Source organism: Cellulomonas sp. plas2 (assembly GCF_057221735.1).
On record NZ_CM170155.1, the window covers coordinates 23,486 to 37,637 of the forward strand.

Sequence of the window (14,152 nt, forward strand, 5' to 3'; positions counted from 1 at the left end):
GCCGACGGCCCGGCCTTAATGCAGGACGGCCAGCTCCAGGGACCACCGCGACGGGGTGAGCGCCGCCCGCTGCGCCCACTGGTAGGTGAGCACCGAGCGCGCCACCTCCGCGGGCGTGCCGCGCGTCCACGGGTGGAGGAACGGCATGCGGTCCTCGTCGTGCAGGCCGCGGGACGCCAGGTCCGCGAGGGCGAGGAGCAGCTCGTCGTCGAGGTAGCGCAGCTCGAGGTCGCCGCTGCGGACGCGCACCGCCGACGGCGGCCACAGCGCGGCCCACGACGGGCCGGTCACGGCTGCCGTCACCGGCCGTCACCGCCGACGGGCGTCGCGGCCTCACCGACCCCGCCGCGGCGTACGGCGTCCCGCAGGCGCAGCGGCAGGAGCGCGGCCAGGCCGAGGACCAGGACCGCCATGAGGCCGAGGATGCCCCAGTGCTGCGACCCGGACAGCGACACGCACACCGAGAACGCCAGCGGCGCCAGGGGGCTCGCGGCCCGGCCCGTCGTCGCGTACAGCCCGAAGACCTCGGTCGTGCGGCCGGGCGGGGCCAGCCGGGTCAGCAGGGACCGGCTCGCGGACTGCGCCGGCCCGACGAAGACGCACAGCAGCAGGCCCGCCACCCAGAACGCAGCAGGTCCGGCGTCGTGCAGGAAGAACAGGGCCAGCCCGGTGACGAGCAGCCCGACGAGGGACGCGACGATGACCGCCCGCGGACCGACGCGGTCGTCGAGCGTCCCGCCGGCGAACGTCGCGAGGCCGGCCACGACGTTCGCGGCGATGGCGAACACGACGACCTCCCCGGCCGAGAACCCGAAGGTGCCCGACGCGATGACGGCGCCGAAGGTGAACACCCCCGCGAGCCCGTCGCGGTAGACCGCGCTGGCGACGAGGTACCCGAGCAGGGTGCGGTCGTGCCGCCACAGCTCCCGGACGTCGGCGGCGAGCCGGCGGTAGGACGCGAGCAGCCCGAGCCGCTCCGGCGCGGGACCGGTCCGGGGCTCGTCGCGCACGACGAGCAGCACCGGGACGGCGAACACCGCGAACCACAGGGCCGACACGAGGACGGCCGCGCGGATGTTCCACCCGTCCTCGCCCGTGACGCCGAACCAGCCGACCTCCGGGTTGATGAACCCCACGAAGAGCAGGAGCAGGAGCACGATCCCGCCGAGGTAGCCCGCCCCCCAGCCGATCCCGCTGACCCGCCCGTACGTCGCGGGGGTCGCGACCCTAGTGATCATGCCGTTGTAGGTCACCGACGCGAGCTCGAAGGTGATGTTGGCGAGCGCGAGGATCGTCAGGCCGAGGACGACGTTCGTCGCCAGGGCGTCCGGGTCGGGTCGCACCATGGCGAGCGACAAGCACAGCAGGACCGTCACCGCCGTGAGCAAGCCCAGGCGGCGGGTGCGCCGGCCCGTGCGGTCGACGCGGCTGCCCAGCACGGGTGCGAGCAGCGCGATGAGCACCCCGGCGGCGGTCAGCCCCCAGCCGAGCCAGGAGGAGTGCTCGGCCAGGACGGCCTGGACCGCGGTCCGCGCCGGCCCGTCCGTCACGCCGGCCGCGGACTCCGCGTCCGCGTCGGCGACGAGGGCCGGGTCGACGAAGGCGTCGGACGTGATCCACCGCGTGAAGACGAACGTCGTGATGACGGCGTTGAACGCCGCCGAGCCCCAGTCCCAGGCGGCCCACGCCGCGATGCGCCGCCGGTCACCCGGCGTGCCGGCGACGGCGGCGGGCGTGGCGGTCGACGGCACCGTGCGGCTCACGCGCCAGACCCTAGGCCCCCGGGGCGGCGGTGCCCAGGGGTGGTGCCGCGCGTGGTGCTGCGTGTGGTGCTGCGTGTGGTGCTGCGTGTGGTGCTGCGTTAGTGCCGCGCGCCGGACGGACGAGACCCCCCGGCCCGGGCGGGCAGGGGGGTCTCGTGGACGGCGTGCCGACGGGCGGCGCCGGGGTCAGCCCTTGGTCTCGCCCTCCGGGCGGGTCTCGAGCGCGCCCGTGGGGTCGACCGTCACGGTCGTGCCCGCCGCGGTGCCCTCACCGGTCGGCGTCTCGACGTCCGCGTCCTCCGTCTGGACCGCGGCCGCGGCGTCCGCGGCGCTGCCCGCGGCCTCGTCGGTGCCGGCGGAGCCGCCGGAGGAGCGGCGGCCGGCCTTCTTCGTGGCCTCCTTGGCGGAGCCGGCCACGTCGGCGACCTTCTCGGCCAGGTCCTTGCGGGCCTCCTGGACCTTCTCGCCGAGGTCCTCGGTCACCTCGGCCAGCTTGCCGGCGGCCTGACGGCCCTTGGCGACGGCGCTGCCGGCGGCCTCGCCCACCGCCTCGGCGGCGCCACCGGCCACGTCCTGCGCGTCGGCGGCGCGGTGCTTGGCGGCATCGGCCTTCTCGGCCGGCTCCCACGGCTCGGCCCACGGGTCGCCCGCGGAGCGGCTGCGCACGTAGGCGTAGGCGGCGGCGCCCGTGCCGGCGACGGCGGCGACGACCCAGAAGACCTTGCCGGCGCCGCCCTTCTTCTGCTGCACGACCGCGGTACCGGCGGCGGTGGCCGCGGCGGCCTGCACGGCGGCCCGGCTCGACTCCGCGCGCTCGGCCGCCGCGTCGACGGCGGCGGTCGCGGCGGCCCCGGCCTTCTCCGCCGCCTCGTTGAGCGCGGCGACGAGCTTGGGAAGCAGGTCCGCGACGAGCTTGTCGTGCGCGGTGCCGATGGCGGGGGTCGCCCGCTCGGCGGCCTTCTCCACGCGGGGCGCGGCGGCCTTGACGCTCTCCTTGTAGACCGTCTCGATGCGCGGGGCGAGCCACTCGACGAGCGCCTCGACCTTCGGCGCGGCGTAGTCCTTCGCCTCGGTGGCGTACAGGGCCGCCTTCTCGGCGGCGACCTTGCTCTGCTTGAGCGCCTCGGCGGCACCGACGCCGGCCGTGGTGGCGGCGACGGCGGCGGTGGCCCTGCTGTGCTTGATCGCGTCGGCCGCGGTGGCCGACAGGCCTGCGGCCCGCTGCTTGATCAGCTCGCTGTCCAGCTCGACGGGGGGACGGCGGATGCTGAAGCTCATGGTCTGCCTCCGGTGGCGGTCGTGGCGTGGCCACTCACTCTGCCACCGACGGCGCACGCGCGCAGCGGTTCCGGGCGACGAGCCACCTGTGCGTCCCCCGCACCGCCGCCGCCCTGGTCACCCCTCGCGCGCGCCTCCCCTCGGCCCCTCCAGATCCTGCACGCGAGGCCCTGCGTGCCAGGATGGACCCATGTTCGCGACCCTGCACACGTCCGCCGGCGACATCCGCGTCGAGCTGTTCGAGAACCACGCGCCGAAGACCGTCCAGAACTTCGTCGGCCTGGCCACCGGCACCCAGGAGTGGACCGACCCCCGCACGCGCGAGAAGCGGACGGACGCGCTGTACAGCGACGTCGTGTTCCACCGCGTCATCCCGAACTTCATGATCCAGGGCGGCGACCCCCTCGGCACCGGCACCGGTGGCCCCGGCTACCAGTTCGACGACGAGATCCACCCCGAGCTGCAGTTCGACCAGCCCTACCTGCTCGCCATGGCCAACGCCGGCAAGCGCCCGCACCCGGTCACCGGCCGCCCCGCCGGCACCAACGGCTCGCAGTTCTTCATCACCGTCGCCGCCACGGGCTGGCTCAACGGCAAGCACACCATCTTCGGCAAGGTCGCCGACGAGGAGAGCAAGAAGGTCGTCGACGCCATCGCCGCCACGCCGACGCGTCCCGGGGACCGGCCCGTCACCGACGTCGTGCTGACGTCGGTCGACGTCGAGTCCTGAGCACCGCCGCGGCCGGGTCGGGGACGGACCGCCGCCCGTGACGCACGTGCCGCCGCCCCCCGCCCCACCCCCGCCGCCGGGGCCGCCGATCGACCCCGGCCCGGCGGCGGGGGGCCCGGCCGCGGTCCCGGTCTGCCCCCGCCACCCCGACCGCGTCTCGTACGTCCGCTGCCAGCGCTGCGGCCGCCCGACGTGCCCGGACTGCCAGCGCCCGGCGGCGGTCGGGATCCAGTGCGTGGACTGCGTCGCGCAGGCCGCGCGGACGGCACCCCAGGTGCGGACGGCCTTCGGCGGCCGGCTGCGCGACGGGCGGCCGGTGGTGACGCTCGTGCTCATCGCCCTGTGCGTGGGCTCGTACGGGCTGCAGTGGCTCGTGCCCGGGTGGACGGGGCGGTGGGCCTTCGCACCGGTGGTCGGCGCCGCGGAGCCCTGGCGGTTCCTCACCGCCGCCTTCCTGCACTCGCCGACGAGCATCCTGCACCTGGCGTTCAACATGGTGGCGCTCTGGGCGGTGGGGCCGTTCCTCGAGCAGTCGCTCGGGCGCGCGCGCTACCTGCTGCTCTACGGCCTGAGCGCGGTCGGCTCGTCCGTCGCGGTGCTGCTGCTCGCGACCCCCACCGACTCCTGGTTCACGCCGGTGGTGGGCGCGTCGGGGGCGGTGTTCGGGCTGTTCGGCGCGGTGCTCGTGGTGCTGCGCAGGCTGGGCCGGTCGGCGCGCGGCATCGTCGGCGTCCTCGTCGTGAACCTCGTGCTCGGGTTCGTCGTGCCGAGCATCTCCTGGCAGGGGCACCTCGGCGGGCTCGTCACGGGCGCGGCGGTCGGCGCCGCGCTGGCGTACGCGCCCCGCGCCCGACGACGGGCCGTCGCGGTGGCCACCGGCGTCGGGACGCTCGTGGTCCTGGTCGTGGCGGCCGTCGTCACCTACGCGGCGGTCGGCCTCGTCTGACGTCGCGTGCGACCCCTGCGGCGACAGACGCCTCGTCGTCCACAGCCCTCCGGGTCGTCCACAGGGCGGTCCACCGCTGGGGACGAATGACACCGGTGTGATTTCCACAGGCATGTCCACCGCTGGGGAGAACGACACCGGTGTCATTCGTGCCGCGCCAGGCGGGCGGTCAGCGCCAGCGCGTCGTCATCCCGAAGCCGACCAGCATGATCGCGAAGCCCACCCCGAGGTTCCAGCGGCCGATCGACGGGATCGGGTACTGGGAGTTCGACAGGTAGGTCGTCACCACCCATACGAGCCCGACGAGCATGAGCCCGAGCATCACGGGCACCCACCAGGCGGGGTTGGGCTTGCGGGCCGCCGTCGTGCCGGTGGGCGGCGGCGTGAAGGCCGGCTTCTTGCGGGACCTCGACTCGGGCACGGACGCACTCCTCGTTCGGCGGGTGGCGGGCGCCGATGTGGGTGGTGGACCCGCGCCGGCCTGCTCTGACCTAGCGTAGTGCGGGCCCGCCGCTGCCCCCGGGGAGGAGGCCTCCGTGACCACGTCGCCGCGCCGCCTGCGCCCCGCGCTGTCCATCGGGGTCGTCGCGGCGCTCAGCGCGGTGCTGTTCGCCGCCAACGCCCGGGTCGCGGACGGCTCCGCCACCCGGCAGCCGCAGGACCTCGCGGGGCTGCTCGAGGCGGAGTCCGACCGGGTCACGGGGCTCGCGGGCCGTGTCGACGCGCTGCGCGCGGAGGTCGACGCCCTGAGCGAGGGCATCGCGGCGGCCGAGGGGGCGCCGGCACCCACCCCGGCGCCCGCCCTGCTCGTCGCGGGCGGCACCGTGCCCGTGTCGGGCCCGGGGCTGACGGTCCAGCTCGACGACGCACCGCCGGACCAGCCCGGCGTCGACGCGGACATCCTCGTCGTGCACCAGCAGGACCTCCAGGCCGTCATCAACGCGCTCTGGGCCGGCGGGGCCGAGGCGATGACGCTCATGGGCCAGCGCGTCGTCTCGACCACGGCCTTCGAGTGCGTCGGGAACGTCCTGCGCCTGCACGGGCGCGTGTTCTCCCCGCCCTACACCGTGCAGGCCGTGGGGGACCCGGAGTCGCTGCGGGCCGCGCTCGGGCGCTCGCGGGAGGTCCGCCTCTACCAGGAGGCGGTCGACGAGTACGGGCTCGGCTGGTCCGTGGCGGCGGAGGACCGGCTGCGGCTGCCCGCCTACACGGGCGTGACCGACCTGGGCACCGCGCGCGTGCCCGACGACGTCGACGCGCTCGCGGTGGCGCCGTGACGGGCGCGACGGCGACCACGGCGACGGGACCGGCGGTCCCGGTGACGCCGCGTCGGGGCGGTCGGGCGGCCGGGGCGGCCTGGGGTGCCGTGGGGGTGCTCGGCGAGCTGCTCATCACCGCCGGTGTGCTGCTGCTGGCCTTCCTGGCGTGGCAGCTGTGGTGGACGGACGTGGTCGGCAACCGCGAGCAGGCGTCCGTCGTCGCGGGCCTGGAGCGGGAGGAGCCGCCGACCGCGGCCCCGGCTGACGGCACCGGCGACGAGGAGGGCGCGGCGCCCGCGCCCGCGCCGGTGGTGGCGCCGCCGCGGTACGACGAGCCGCCCGTCGACGAGGAGCCCGCCCACGCGACGACCTTCGCCACGCTGCAGGTGCCACGGTGGGCCGGCGAGCCCGAGCGGCCCGTGAGCCAGGGCACCGACCGGGAGACGGTGCTCGACGTGCTCGGCATCGGGCACTACGAGGGCACGGCCATGCCGGGCGGCGTCGGGAACTTCGCCGTGGCGGCGCACCGGACCACCTACGCCAAGCCGTTCCACCGCATCGAGGAGCTGGCCGTCGGAGACCCCCTCGTCGTGCGGACCGACGACACCTGGTACGTGTACCGCGTCACCTCGTGGGACGTGGTGACACCGGCGGACGTCGACGTCATCGCGCCGGTGCCGGGGGACCCGTCGGCGGAGCCGACCGAGCGGACCATCACGCTGACGACGTGCCACCCCATGTACTCCGCGCGCGAGCGCTACGTCGTGCACGGCGTGCTCGACCACTGGGCGCCCGTCGCGGACGGGACACCGGCCGAGCTGCTGCCCGACGCCTGAGGCCCCGTGCCGGCGTGGTGCCCTGGCACGGACAGGCCAGGCATCATGGGGGACGGCGCGCGGAGACCCGCGCGGAGGTGCACGGGGACGGGCACGGGGACGAGCACGGGGACGAGCACGCGGACAGGCGCGGAGGTGGTGGACGTGTACGGATGGCTGTGGCGGCACCTGCCGGGGCCCGTGGTCGTGCGCGCGCTGCTGCTGCTGGTCCTCGCGGCGGCCGTGCTGGCCGCGCTGTTCACGTGGGTGTTCCCCGCGGTCGCGCCCCTCATGCCCTTCAACGACACCACGGTGGGTGAGCCATGACCAAGATCCTCGTGGTCGACAACTACGACTCCTTCGTCTACACGATCGTCGGCTACCTGCAGCAGCTCGGCGCCGAGACCGTCGTCGTGCGCAACGACGCGGTGCCGCCGGTCGAGGACCGCGCGGCGTTCGACGGCGTGCTCGTCTCGCCCGGACCGGGCAACCCGCAGGAGGCCGGCCAGAGCCTGCAGGTGATCCGGGACTGCGCCGAGCGTGCGACGCCGATGCTCGGGGTCTGCCTCGGCCACCAGGCCCTCGGCGAGGCCTTCGGCGGGACGGTGACGCACGCGCCGGAGCTCATGCACGGCAAGACGAGCCGGGTCGAGCACGCGGGAGCCGGCGTGCTCGCCGGGCTGCCCACGCCGTTCACCGCCACGCGGTACCACTCGCTCGCCGTCGTGGACGGCACCGTGCCCGACGAGCTCGAGGTCACCGCGCGGGCCAACGGCATCATCATGGGGCTGCAGCACCGGGAGCTCCCGCTGCACGGCGTGCAGTTCCACCCCGAGTCCGTGCTGACCGAGGGCGGCCACCGCCTGCTGGCCAACTGGCTCGGGGTCTGCGGCAGCCGCGACGCCGTCGAGCGCGCCGAGGGCCTGCACCCGCTCGTGCGCCTGTAGGCGGTCGCCGACCCGTCGTCGGGCGGCAGCGCGCAGGAGGCCCCGGACCGTGCGGTCCGGGGCCTCCTCACGTCAACGGTCCCGCGCGTCAGTCGTCGTCGTTCCCGCCACCGTTGCCGCCACCGTTGCCGCCACCGTTCCCGCCACCGTTGCCGCCGCCGTTCCCGTTGCCGCCGCCCGTCGCGGTGGGGGACGGCGAGGCGCCCGCCCCCGAGGAGACCGTCACCTGCACCGTCGACCCGGCCCGGACGGTCGTGCCGCCCGCGGGGTTGGTGGAGACGACCGCGCCGGCGGGCTGCTGCTCGGACGGCGCGTCCACCCGCTCGGGGACGAGCCCGAGCGCGTCCAGCGCGGCGGCGACGTCGTCGTAGCCCTTGCCGACGAGGTCGGTGGGCACCGTCGCGGTGGTCGGGGCCGTCGCGACCTCGAGGGTGATCGTCGTCTGCTGGCGCACGAGCCCGCCAGCCGGCAGGTCCTGGGACACGACCGTGCCAGGAGCGGCGTCGCCGGTCTCGACGTTGGTCGTGGCCGGGCGCAGGTTGAGGTCGGTGAGGAGCGCGATCGCCTCGTCGACGTTCTTCGTCGTCACGTCCGGCACCTGCACGTTGCCGGTGGACACGAAGAGCGTCACCGTCTGCCCGTCCGCGGCCGGCGCGTTGGCGGCGGGGTCGGTCTTCGTGACCTGGCCCGCCGGGAAGTCGGGGTTGTCCTCGGTCTGCCGGTCGTCGGACACGACGAGGCCCTCCGCCTCGAGGATCCGCGTCGCCTCCTGCTCCGAGCGGCCGGACACGTCCGGCACGACCACCTCGGCCGGTCCGGTCGACACGGTGAGCGTGACCTCGCTGCCCAGCTCGGCCTGCTGCCCCTCCTCGGGGTCGCTGCTGATGACCTGGCCCTCCGGGACGCTGTCCGAGGCCGCCTCGGCGTGCCGGTCCTCCAGCCCCACCGCGTCCAGCGCGGCCACGGCGTCCGCCTCGGCGAGCCCGACCACCGGCGGCACCGCGACCGTCTCCGGCCCGGCGTCGCGCTGGTTGAGCAGGAGGGCGACGATGCCCGCCAGCGCGAGCAGACCGACGAGCACGAGGGCGACGACGAGACCCCGGCGGCTGCGCGGCGGCTCGTCGGCGACCACGGGGGTGGCGGCCGTCGTCGGGCCGGTGGGCGGTCCCGCGGTGCGCGGCGCCCACGCGGGCGCGGTCGGCGGGAGGGCGGCCGTCGTCGCCGCGGCCGGTGCGGGTGCCAGGACGGCGGTCGCGTCCCCCGCCGCCGGCAGGGCCAGCGCCGCGGCGACCGACGGCGCGGTCACGGACCCGCCGCGGACCGCCTGCTCGAGGTCGGCGCGGAACTCCGCCGCCGAGGAGTAGCGGTTCGTCCGGTCCTTGGCCAGCGCCTTGAGCGTGATCCGGTCAAGGGTCTCGGGCACGTCCCCTGCGAGGGCGCTCGGCACGGGCGGCTGCTCGTGCACGTGCTGCACCGCCACCGAGACCGGGGAGTCGCCCTGGAACGGCGGCCGGCCGGTGAGCAGCTCGAACAGCAGGCAGCCCGTGGAGTACAGGTCCGAGCGGGCGTCGACGCTCTCCCCGCGGGCCTGCTCGGGGGACAGGTACTGGGCCGTGCCGATGACGGCCTGCGTCTGCGTCATGGTGGCCGAGGAGTCGGCCAGCGCCCGCGCGATGCCGAAGTCCATGACCTTGACCGCACCCGTGGGCGTCAGCATGACGTTCGCGGGCTTGATGTCGCGGTGGACGATCCCGGCGTGGTGGGAGTACTCGAGCGCCGACAGGACGCCCGTGGTGATCTCCACGGCCTCCTCGATGGGCACGGCGTGCCCGTCGCGCAGGATGTCGCGGACGGTGTGGCCCTCGACGTACTCCATGACGATGAAGGGCACGTGGCTCGTGGCGCCCGTGCGCTCGGTGACGAGGTCCTCGCCCGTGTCGTACACGGCGACGATCGCGGGGTGGTTGAGCGCCGCGGCGGCCTGCGCCTCGCGCCGGAACCGCGCCTGGAAGGAGGGGTCACGCGCGAGGTCCGAGCGCAGGATCTTGATGGCGACCGTGCGGCCCAGCCGGCGGTCGTGCCCGATGTGCACCTCCGCCATGCCGCCGCGGCCGATGGTCTCACCGACCTCGTAGCGGCCCGCGAGGATGCGCGATCCGTCGTCCATCAGAGGAGATCCTTCGTTCGTTCCGAGTGCCCGGCCGGGGTCGTGGCCCCCGGCCCGGCGTCCTGGCCGATCATCGCACCCGCGCCGACGGCGGCACCGCCGGCGGCACCGCCCACGGGTCCGCCGGTGCGGTCCGTCAGCAGCAGGCCCAGCAGCACGAGGAGCCCGGCGACGACCAGCGCGAGGACCCACCGGCCCGCCGCGCTGCGGCGCCGCGGCCGGCGTCGGACCGTGGGCTGGACGGCCGTGCGCGGGCCGCTCGCCCGTGGTGGTGGCGACCCCGCGGCGGTCCCGCCCGCCGTCCGCGGCCCGCCGGGCCGGACGGGTGGTGGGACGGACGGGGGCACGGACGACGGGGGCGACGACGGCTGGACGGGCGCCGCCGTACCTGCTGCGCCCGGTGCTGACCGGGGCGCGAACGACGGCGGCGCACCCACGACGCCGGTGCGCGGCCAGACGGGCGTGCGGGAGGTCGTCAGCGCGGTGCCGGCCTCCTCGAGCAGCCGCGCGAGCTCGGCGCCGGACCGCGGGCGCGCCGACGGTTCCTTCGACAGCAGCCGCAGGACGAGCGCGGCCAGCGCGACGGGCACCGCCGGCGGCAGCGGCGGGACGGGCGAGTTCACGTGAGCCACCGCGATGTCCACGGTCGTCGGGCCCGTGAAGGGCCGCTTCCCCGCCAGGGCCTCGTACGCGACGACGCCGAGCGCGTACAGGTCCGACAGCGGCGTGGCGGGCCGCCCGACGGCCTGCTCGGGCGACAGGTACTGGGCCGTCCCCATGACCATGCCCGTGGCCGTCATCGCCTGCTGCCCGTCCGAGCGGGAGACGCCGAAGTCGGTGATCTTCACGCGCCCGTCGGCGGTGACGAGGATGTTGCCCGGCTTCACGTCGCGGTGCACGACGCCCGCCCGGTGCGCGGCGTCCAGTCCCCGCGCGGTCTGCGCGAGGACCGGCAGCAGCCGCGCCGGCGGCAGCACGGGCTCGCGCTCGAGGATGTCGCTCAGCGGCTCGCCCTCGACGAGCTCCTGCACGAGGTAGGCGGACCCGTCCTGCTCGCCGTAGTCGTACATCTGCGCGACGTTCTCGTGGCGCAGGTCGGCGCTGTTGCGGGCCTCGGCCTGGAAGCGCTGGAGGAAGGCCGGGTCGCCCGCGAACTCCTCGCGCAGCACCTTGACCGCGACCGGCCGGTGCAACGACTCGTCCTCCCCCGCCCATACCTCGCCCATGCCGCCGGTCGCGATCGGCCGCACGAGGCGGTAGCGGCCGCCCAGCACCACGCCCTCCCCGGTCCTCACGAGCCCAGCACCGCCTGCATGACGGCCCGGGCGATCGGCGCGGCCACGCGGCCACCCGTCGCCTCCGAGCCCAGGTCCCCGCCGTTCTGCACGAAGACCGCGACGGCGACCCGGGGGTCGTCGGCCGGGGCGAAGCCCGTGAACCACGCGTGCGGGGCGGCCTCCGCGGTGGTCTGGGCGGTGCCGGTCTTCCCGGCCACCTGGACGCCGCCGATCTGCGCCGACGTCCCCGACCCGCCCTCGACGACGCCGACCATCATCCGCGTGAGCGACTCGGCGGTGGTGCCGGAGACGGCCTCGGACCGCACGGACGGCTCGGTCCGCGACACCACGGACAGGTCCGCGGCGCGCACGGTGTCGACGAGGGTCGGCTCCATGAGCACCCCGTCGTTCGCGATGGCGGCGGCCACCAGGGCCATCTGCAGCGGGCTCGCGGTGACGCTGCCCTGGCCGATCGCGGCGAGCGCGGTCTGCGCGCCGTCGAGGTCGTCGGGGAACGTGCTGCCGGCGGCGTTCGGCAGGATCGCCGGCGGGTCGGCGTCGAACCCGAACCGCTGCGCCTGCTCCTCCAGCGCCTCCGCGCCGAGCTCGATGCCGAGGCCGGCGAACGCGGTGTTGCAGGAGACGCGCAGCGCGTCGGCCAGGCTGATCGGGTCGGCACCGCAGCCGCCACCGCCGAAGTTGCCGAGGGTGGAGGAGCTCAGCGGCAGCTCGAGCTCCGTCGGCGCGGGCAGCTCGCTCTCCGGCGTCCAGCGCCCGTCCTCGAGCGCTGCGGCGGCCGTCACGAGCTTGAACGTCGACCCGGGCGGGTAGTTCTCCTGGGTCGCCTTCGAGCGCAGGGGGTTGCCGGGAGCGGCGACGAGCTCGTCGAAGGCCTGGGACGCGGCGGCGGTGTCGTGGACGGCCAGCGTGTTGGGGTCGTAGCCGGGGGTGGACACGAGCGCGAGGATCCGGCCCGTGGCCGGCTCGATGGCCACGACGGCGCCCTGCTGCTGGCCGAGCGCGTCCCGTGCCGCCTGCTGCGCGGCGGGCAGGAGCGTGGTCTCGACCGTCGCCCCCTCCGGCCGCTGCCCGGTGAGCACGTCGCGCAGGCGGGAGAAGAACAGCCGGTCGGACCGGCCCGTGAGCACGTCGTCCTGCGTGTCCTCCAGCCCCCAGCCGGCGCCGTTGGCGATGGAGTAGAAGCCCGTGACGGCCGACCACAGCGGCCCGTCGGCGTACACGCGCTGGTAGCCGAAGGCGTCGTCGACCGGCGTGGAGGACGCGACCGCCTCCCCCGCGACGACGATCGAGCCCCGGGCGTTGCCGAACTCGCGGTAGATGGTGCGGACGTTGCGCGGGTCGTTGTTGAGCGAGCCCGCCTGCACGTACTGCACCGCGGTGACGCTGCCGAGCAGGGCCAGGAACATGACGAGGACGACGGACGCCAGGCGGCGCAGGGGCGTGTTCACCGCGGCACCCCCCGGACCACCTCGGTGGGCTGGTCGTCGTCCCCGGGCCCGCCGGCGCGCGCGACGCCCGGCCCGACGGGGGTGCCGCCGACGACGGGCGTGCCGTGCGCGGGCGTCCCGGTCGCGCCGGGCCCGCCGGTGGGCGTGCCGCCGCCGGGCGTGACCGTGCGGACCGCCGGGGCGGGACGGCGGGCCTCGTCGGAGATGCGCAGGAGCAGGGCGACGACCACCCAGTTCGCGACGAGCGACGAGCCGCCGTAGGCGAGGAACGGCGTCGTGAGACCGGTCAGCGGGATGAGGCGCGTGACGCCGCCGACGACGACGAAGCACTGCACGGCGATGACGAACGACAGCCCGCCGGCCAGGAGCTTGCCGAAGCCGTCGCGCACCCCGATCGCGGTGCGCAGCCCGCGCTGCACGAGGACGAGGTAGCAGGCGAGCACCGCCATGAGACCGGTCAGCCCCAGCTCCTCGCCCAGGGAGGCGACGATGAAGTCCGACTCGGCGTAGGGGACCAGATCGGGGCGGCCCTCGCCCCACCCGGTGCCGAACAGGCCGCCGCTCGCCATGCCCCACAGCCCCTGCACGAGCTGGCCGGACCCCCCGGGCGAGCGCGCGTAGACCTCGTCGTCGAGCGCGTGCAGCCACACGTCGAACCGCGCGGCGACGTGCCCGAAGGTCGACGCGGCCGCCGCGGCCCCCCCGGCGAACAGGGCCAGGCCGATCACCACCCAGCTCACGCGCTCGGTGGCGAGGTAGAGCATCGCGACGAACATCCCGAAGAACAGCAGCGACGTCCCCAGGTCCCGCTCGAGGACGAGCACGCCGAGCGAGACGAGCCAGACGAGGAGGATCGGGCCGAGGTCCCGGGCCCGCGGGAGCTGCAGCCCCAGCAGCTTGGGGCCGGCGAGCGCGAGCGTGTCGCGGTTGCTGACGAGGTAGCCCGCGAAGAAGACGGCCAGCGCGATCTTCCCGAACTCGGCGGGCTGCAGGCCGACGCCGCCGACGCGCACCCAGATCCGGGCGCCGTTGATCGTGGCCCCGATGAACGGCAGCAGCGGCAGCACGAGCAGGACGAGGCCCGCCAGCATCGCCACGTAGGTGTAGCGCCGCAACGTGCGGTGGTCGCGCAGCCAGACGAGCACGGCCGCGGCCAGCACCATCGACAGCGCGGTCCACGTGAGCTGTCGGACCGAGAAGCCCGTCTCCTCCGCGAGGTCGATGCGGTAGATCATCGCCAGGCCGATGCCGTTGAGGCCGACCGCCAGCGGCAGGATCACGGGGTCCGCGTAGGGCGCGCGCCAGCGCAGCACCCCGTGCAGCGCGAGCGACAGCACGGTCAGCCCGATGGCGTAGCCGAGCCAGTTGGTGGGGACCGCGTCGGCCGTCCCCAGCCCGACGAGGGCGTACGCGCCGACGCCCAGCGCGAGGGCGAGGACGAGCAGCCCGAGCTCGGTGGTGCGCCCGGCACGGACCTGGTGGGAGGCGATGGTGGCCACGG

At 75.6% G+C, this 14,152-nt stretch carries 14 protein-coding genes; 6 read left to right on the plus strand and 8 right to left on the minus strand.

Annotated elements, in window-relative coordinates; genetic code table 11:
- Positions 1-15 precede the first annotated feature (15 nt).
- From AC2TDM_RS00120 to AC2TDM_RS00130, 3 genes are all read right to left on the minus strand, one after another.
- Entirely contained in the window at positions 16-303 is a 288-nt protein-coding gene (locus AC2TDM_RS00120) for a hypothetical protein (protein WP_484635422.1), read from the minus strand.
- Entirely contained in the window at positions 300-1,763 is a 1,464-nt protein-coding gene (locus tag AC2TDM_RS00125) for an MFS transporter (protein WP_484635423.1), read from the minus strand. Before AC2TDM_RS00125 ends, AC2TDM_RS00120 begins: the two co-directional genes overlap by 4 nt.
- A 186-nt stretch (positions 1,764-1,949) precedes the next feature.
- On the minus strand, positions 1,950-3,041 hold the full coding sequence (locus AC2TDM_RS00130) for a hypothetical protein (protein ID WP_175499573.1): 1,092 nt from the start codon (positions 3,039-3,041) through the stop codon (positions 1,950-1,952).
- 190 nt (positions 3,042-3,231) lie between these two features.
- Between AC2TDM_RS00130 and AC2TDM_RS00135 the strand changes: the two genes are divergently transcribed.
- Positions 3,232-3,771 carry a peptidylprolyl isomerase gene (locus AC2TDM_RS00135; RefSeq protein ID WP_090034306.1) on the plus strand — a complete coding sequence of 180 codons (540 nt, stop codon included), beginning with the start codon at positions 3,232-3,234 and terminating at the stop codon, positions 3,769-3,771.
- Positions 3,772-4,006: 235 nt separating this feature from the next.
- Positions 4,007-4,717, plus strand: a complete 711-nt coding sequence (locus AC2TDM_RS00140) for a rhomboid family intramembrane serine protease (RefSeq protein WP_239079008.1) — start codon at positions 4,007-4,009, stop codon at positions 4,715-4,717.
- A gap of 169 nt (positions 4,718-4,886) precedes the next feature.
- On the opposite strand, the gene AC2TDM_RS00145 is transcribed toward AC2TDM_RS00140, so the two are convergent.
- Positions 4,887-5,138, minus strand: a complete 252-nt coding sequence (locus AC2TDM_RS00145; protein ID WP_090034304.1) for a cell division protein CrgA — start codon at positions 5,136-5,138, stop codon at positions 4,887-4,889.
- Between the two features lie 115 nt (positions 5,139-5,253).
- Here AC2TDM_RS00145 and AC2TDM_RS00150 point away from each other — a divergent pair, with 115 nt between their 5' ends.
- The 4 genes from AC2TDM_RS00150 to AC2TDM_RS00165 all read left to right on the plus strand — a co-directional run bounded on the left by AC2TDM_RS00150 (position 5,254) and on the right by AC2TDM_RS00165 (position 7,738).
- Positions 5,254-5,994: a DUF881 domain-containing protein gene (locus tag AC2TDM_RS00150; RefSeq protein WP_090034303.1), complete on the plus strand. Its 741-nt coding sequence runs from the start codon at positions 5,254-5,256 to the stop codon at positions 5,992-5,994.
- Positions 5,991-6,812: a class E sortase gene (locus AC2TDM_RS00155; protein ID WP_484635424.1), complete on the plus strand. Its 822-nt coding sequence runs from the start codon at positions 5,991-5,993 to the stop codon at positions 6,810-6,812. The genes AC2TDM_RS00150 and AC2TDM_RS00155 overlap by 4 nt, the downstream gene beginning before the upstream one ends.
- 144 nt (positions 6,813-6,956) lie before the next feature.
- Positions 6,957-7,118 (plus strand): hypothetical protein, encoded by a 162-nt coding sequence (locus tag AC2TDM_RS00160; RefSeq protein ID WP_484635425.1) that lies wholly within the window; start codon positions 6,957-6,959, stop codon positions 7,116-7,118.
- On the plus strand, positions 7,115-7,738 hold the full coding sequence (locus AC2TDM_RS00165; protein ID WP_090034299.1) for an aminodeoxychorismate/anthranilate synthase component II: 624 nt from the start codon (positions 7,115-7,117) through the stop codon (positions 7,736-7,738). Before AC2TDM_RS00160 ends, AC2TDM_RS00165 begins: the two co-directional genes overlap by 4 nt.
- 88 nt (positions 7,739-7,826) lie before the next feature.
- On the opposite strand, the gene pknB is transcribed toward AC2TDM_RS00165, so the two are convergent.
- The 4 genes from pknB to AC2TDM_RS00185 are packed head-to-tail and all read right to left on the minus strand — an operon-like array spanning position 7,827 to position 14,150.
- Entirely contained in the window at positions 7,827-9,905 is a 2,079-nt protein-coding gene (gene pknB, locus AC2TDM_RS00170) for a Stk1 family PASTA domain-containing Ser/Thr kinase (RefSeq protein ID WP_484635426.1), read from the minus strand.
- Complete coding sequence (locus AC2TDM_RS00175; RefSeq protein ID WP_484635427.1) at positions 9,905-11,200, minus strand: serine/threonine-protein kinase; 1,296 nt, start codon at positions 11,198-11,200, stop codon at positions 9,905-9,907. The genes pknB and AC2TDM_RS00175 overlap by 1 nt, the downstream gene beginning before the upstream one ends.
- Entirely contained in the window at positions 11,197-12,651 is a 1,455-nt protein-coding gene (locus AC2TDM_RS00180) for a peptidoglycan D,D-transpeptidase FtsI family protein (protein WP_484635428.1), read from the minus strand. Before AC2TDM_RS00180 ends, AC2TDM_RS00175 begins: the two co-directional genes overlap by 4 nt.
- On the minus strand, positions 12,648-14,150 hold the full coding sequence (locus AC2TDM_RS00185; protein ID WP_484636492.1) for an FtsW/RodA/SpoVE family cell cycle protein: 1,503 nt from the start codon (positions 14,148-14,150) through the stop codon (positions 12,648-12,650). The genes AC2TDM_RS00180 and AC2TDM_RS00185 overlap by 4 nt, the downstream gene beginning before the upstream one ends.
- Positions 14,151-14,152 lie beyond the last annotated feature (2 nt).

Bases quoted from the DNA above. Each gene is read 5' to 3' on its own strand.
- AC2TDM_RS00165 (WP_090034299.1), top strand. From the start codon at position 7,115: ATGACCAAGATCCTCGTGGTCGACAACTACGACTCCTTCGTCTACACG.
- AC2TDM_RS00135 (WP_090034306.1), top strand. From the start codon at position 3,232: ATGTTCGCGACCCTGCACACGTCCGCCGGCGACATCCGCGTCGAGCTG.
- AC2TDM_RS00130 (WP_175499573.1), bottom strand. From the start codon at position 3,041: ATGAGCTTCAGCATCCGCCGTCCCCCCGTCGAGCTGGACAGCGAGCTG.
- pknB (WP_484635426.1), bottom strand. From the start codon at position 9,905: ATGGACGACGGATCGCGCATCCTCGCGGGCCGCTACGAGGTCGGTGAG.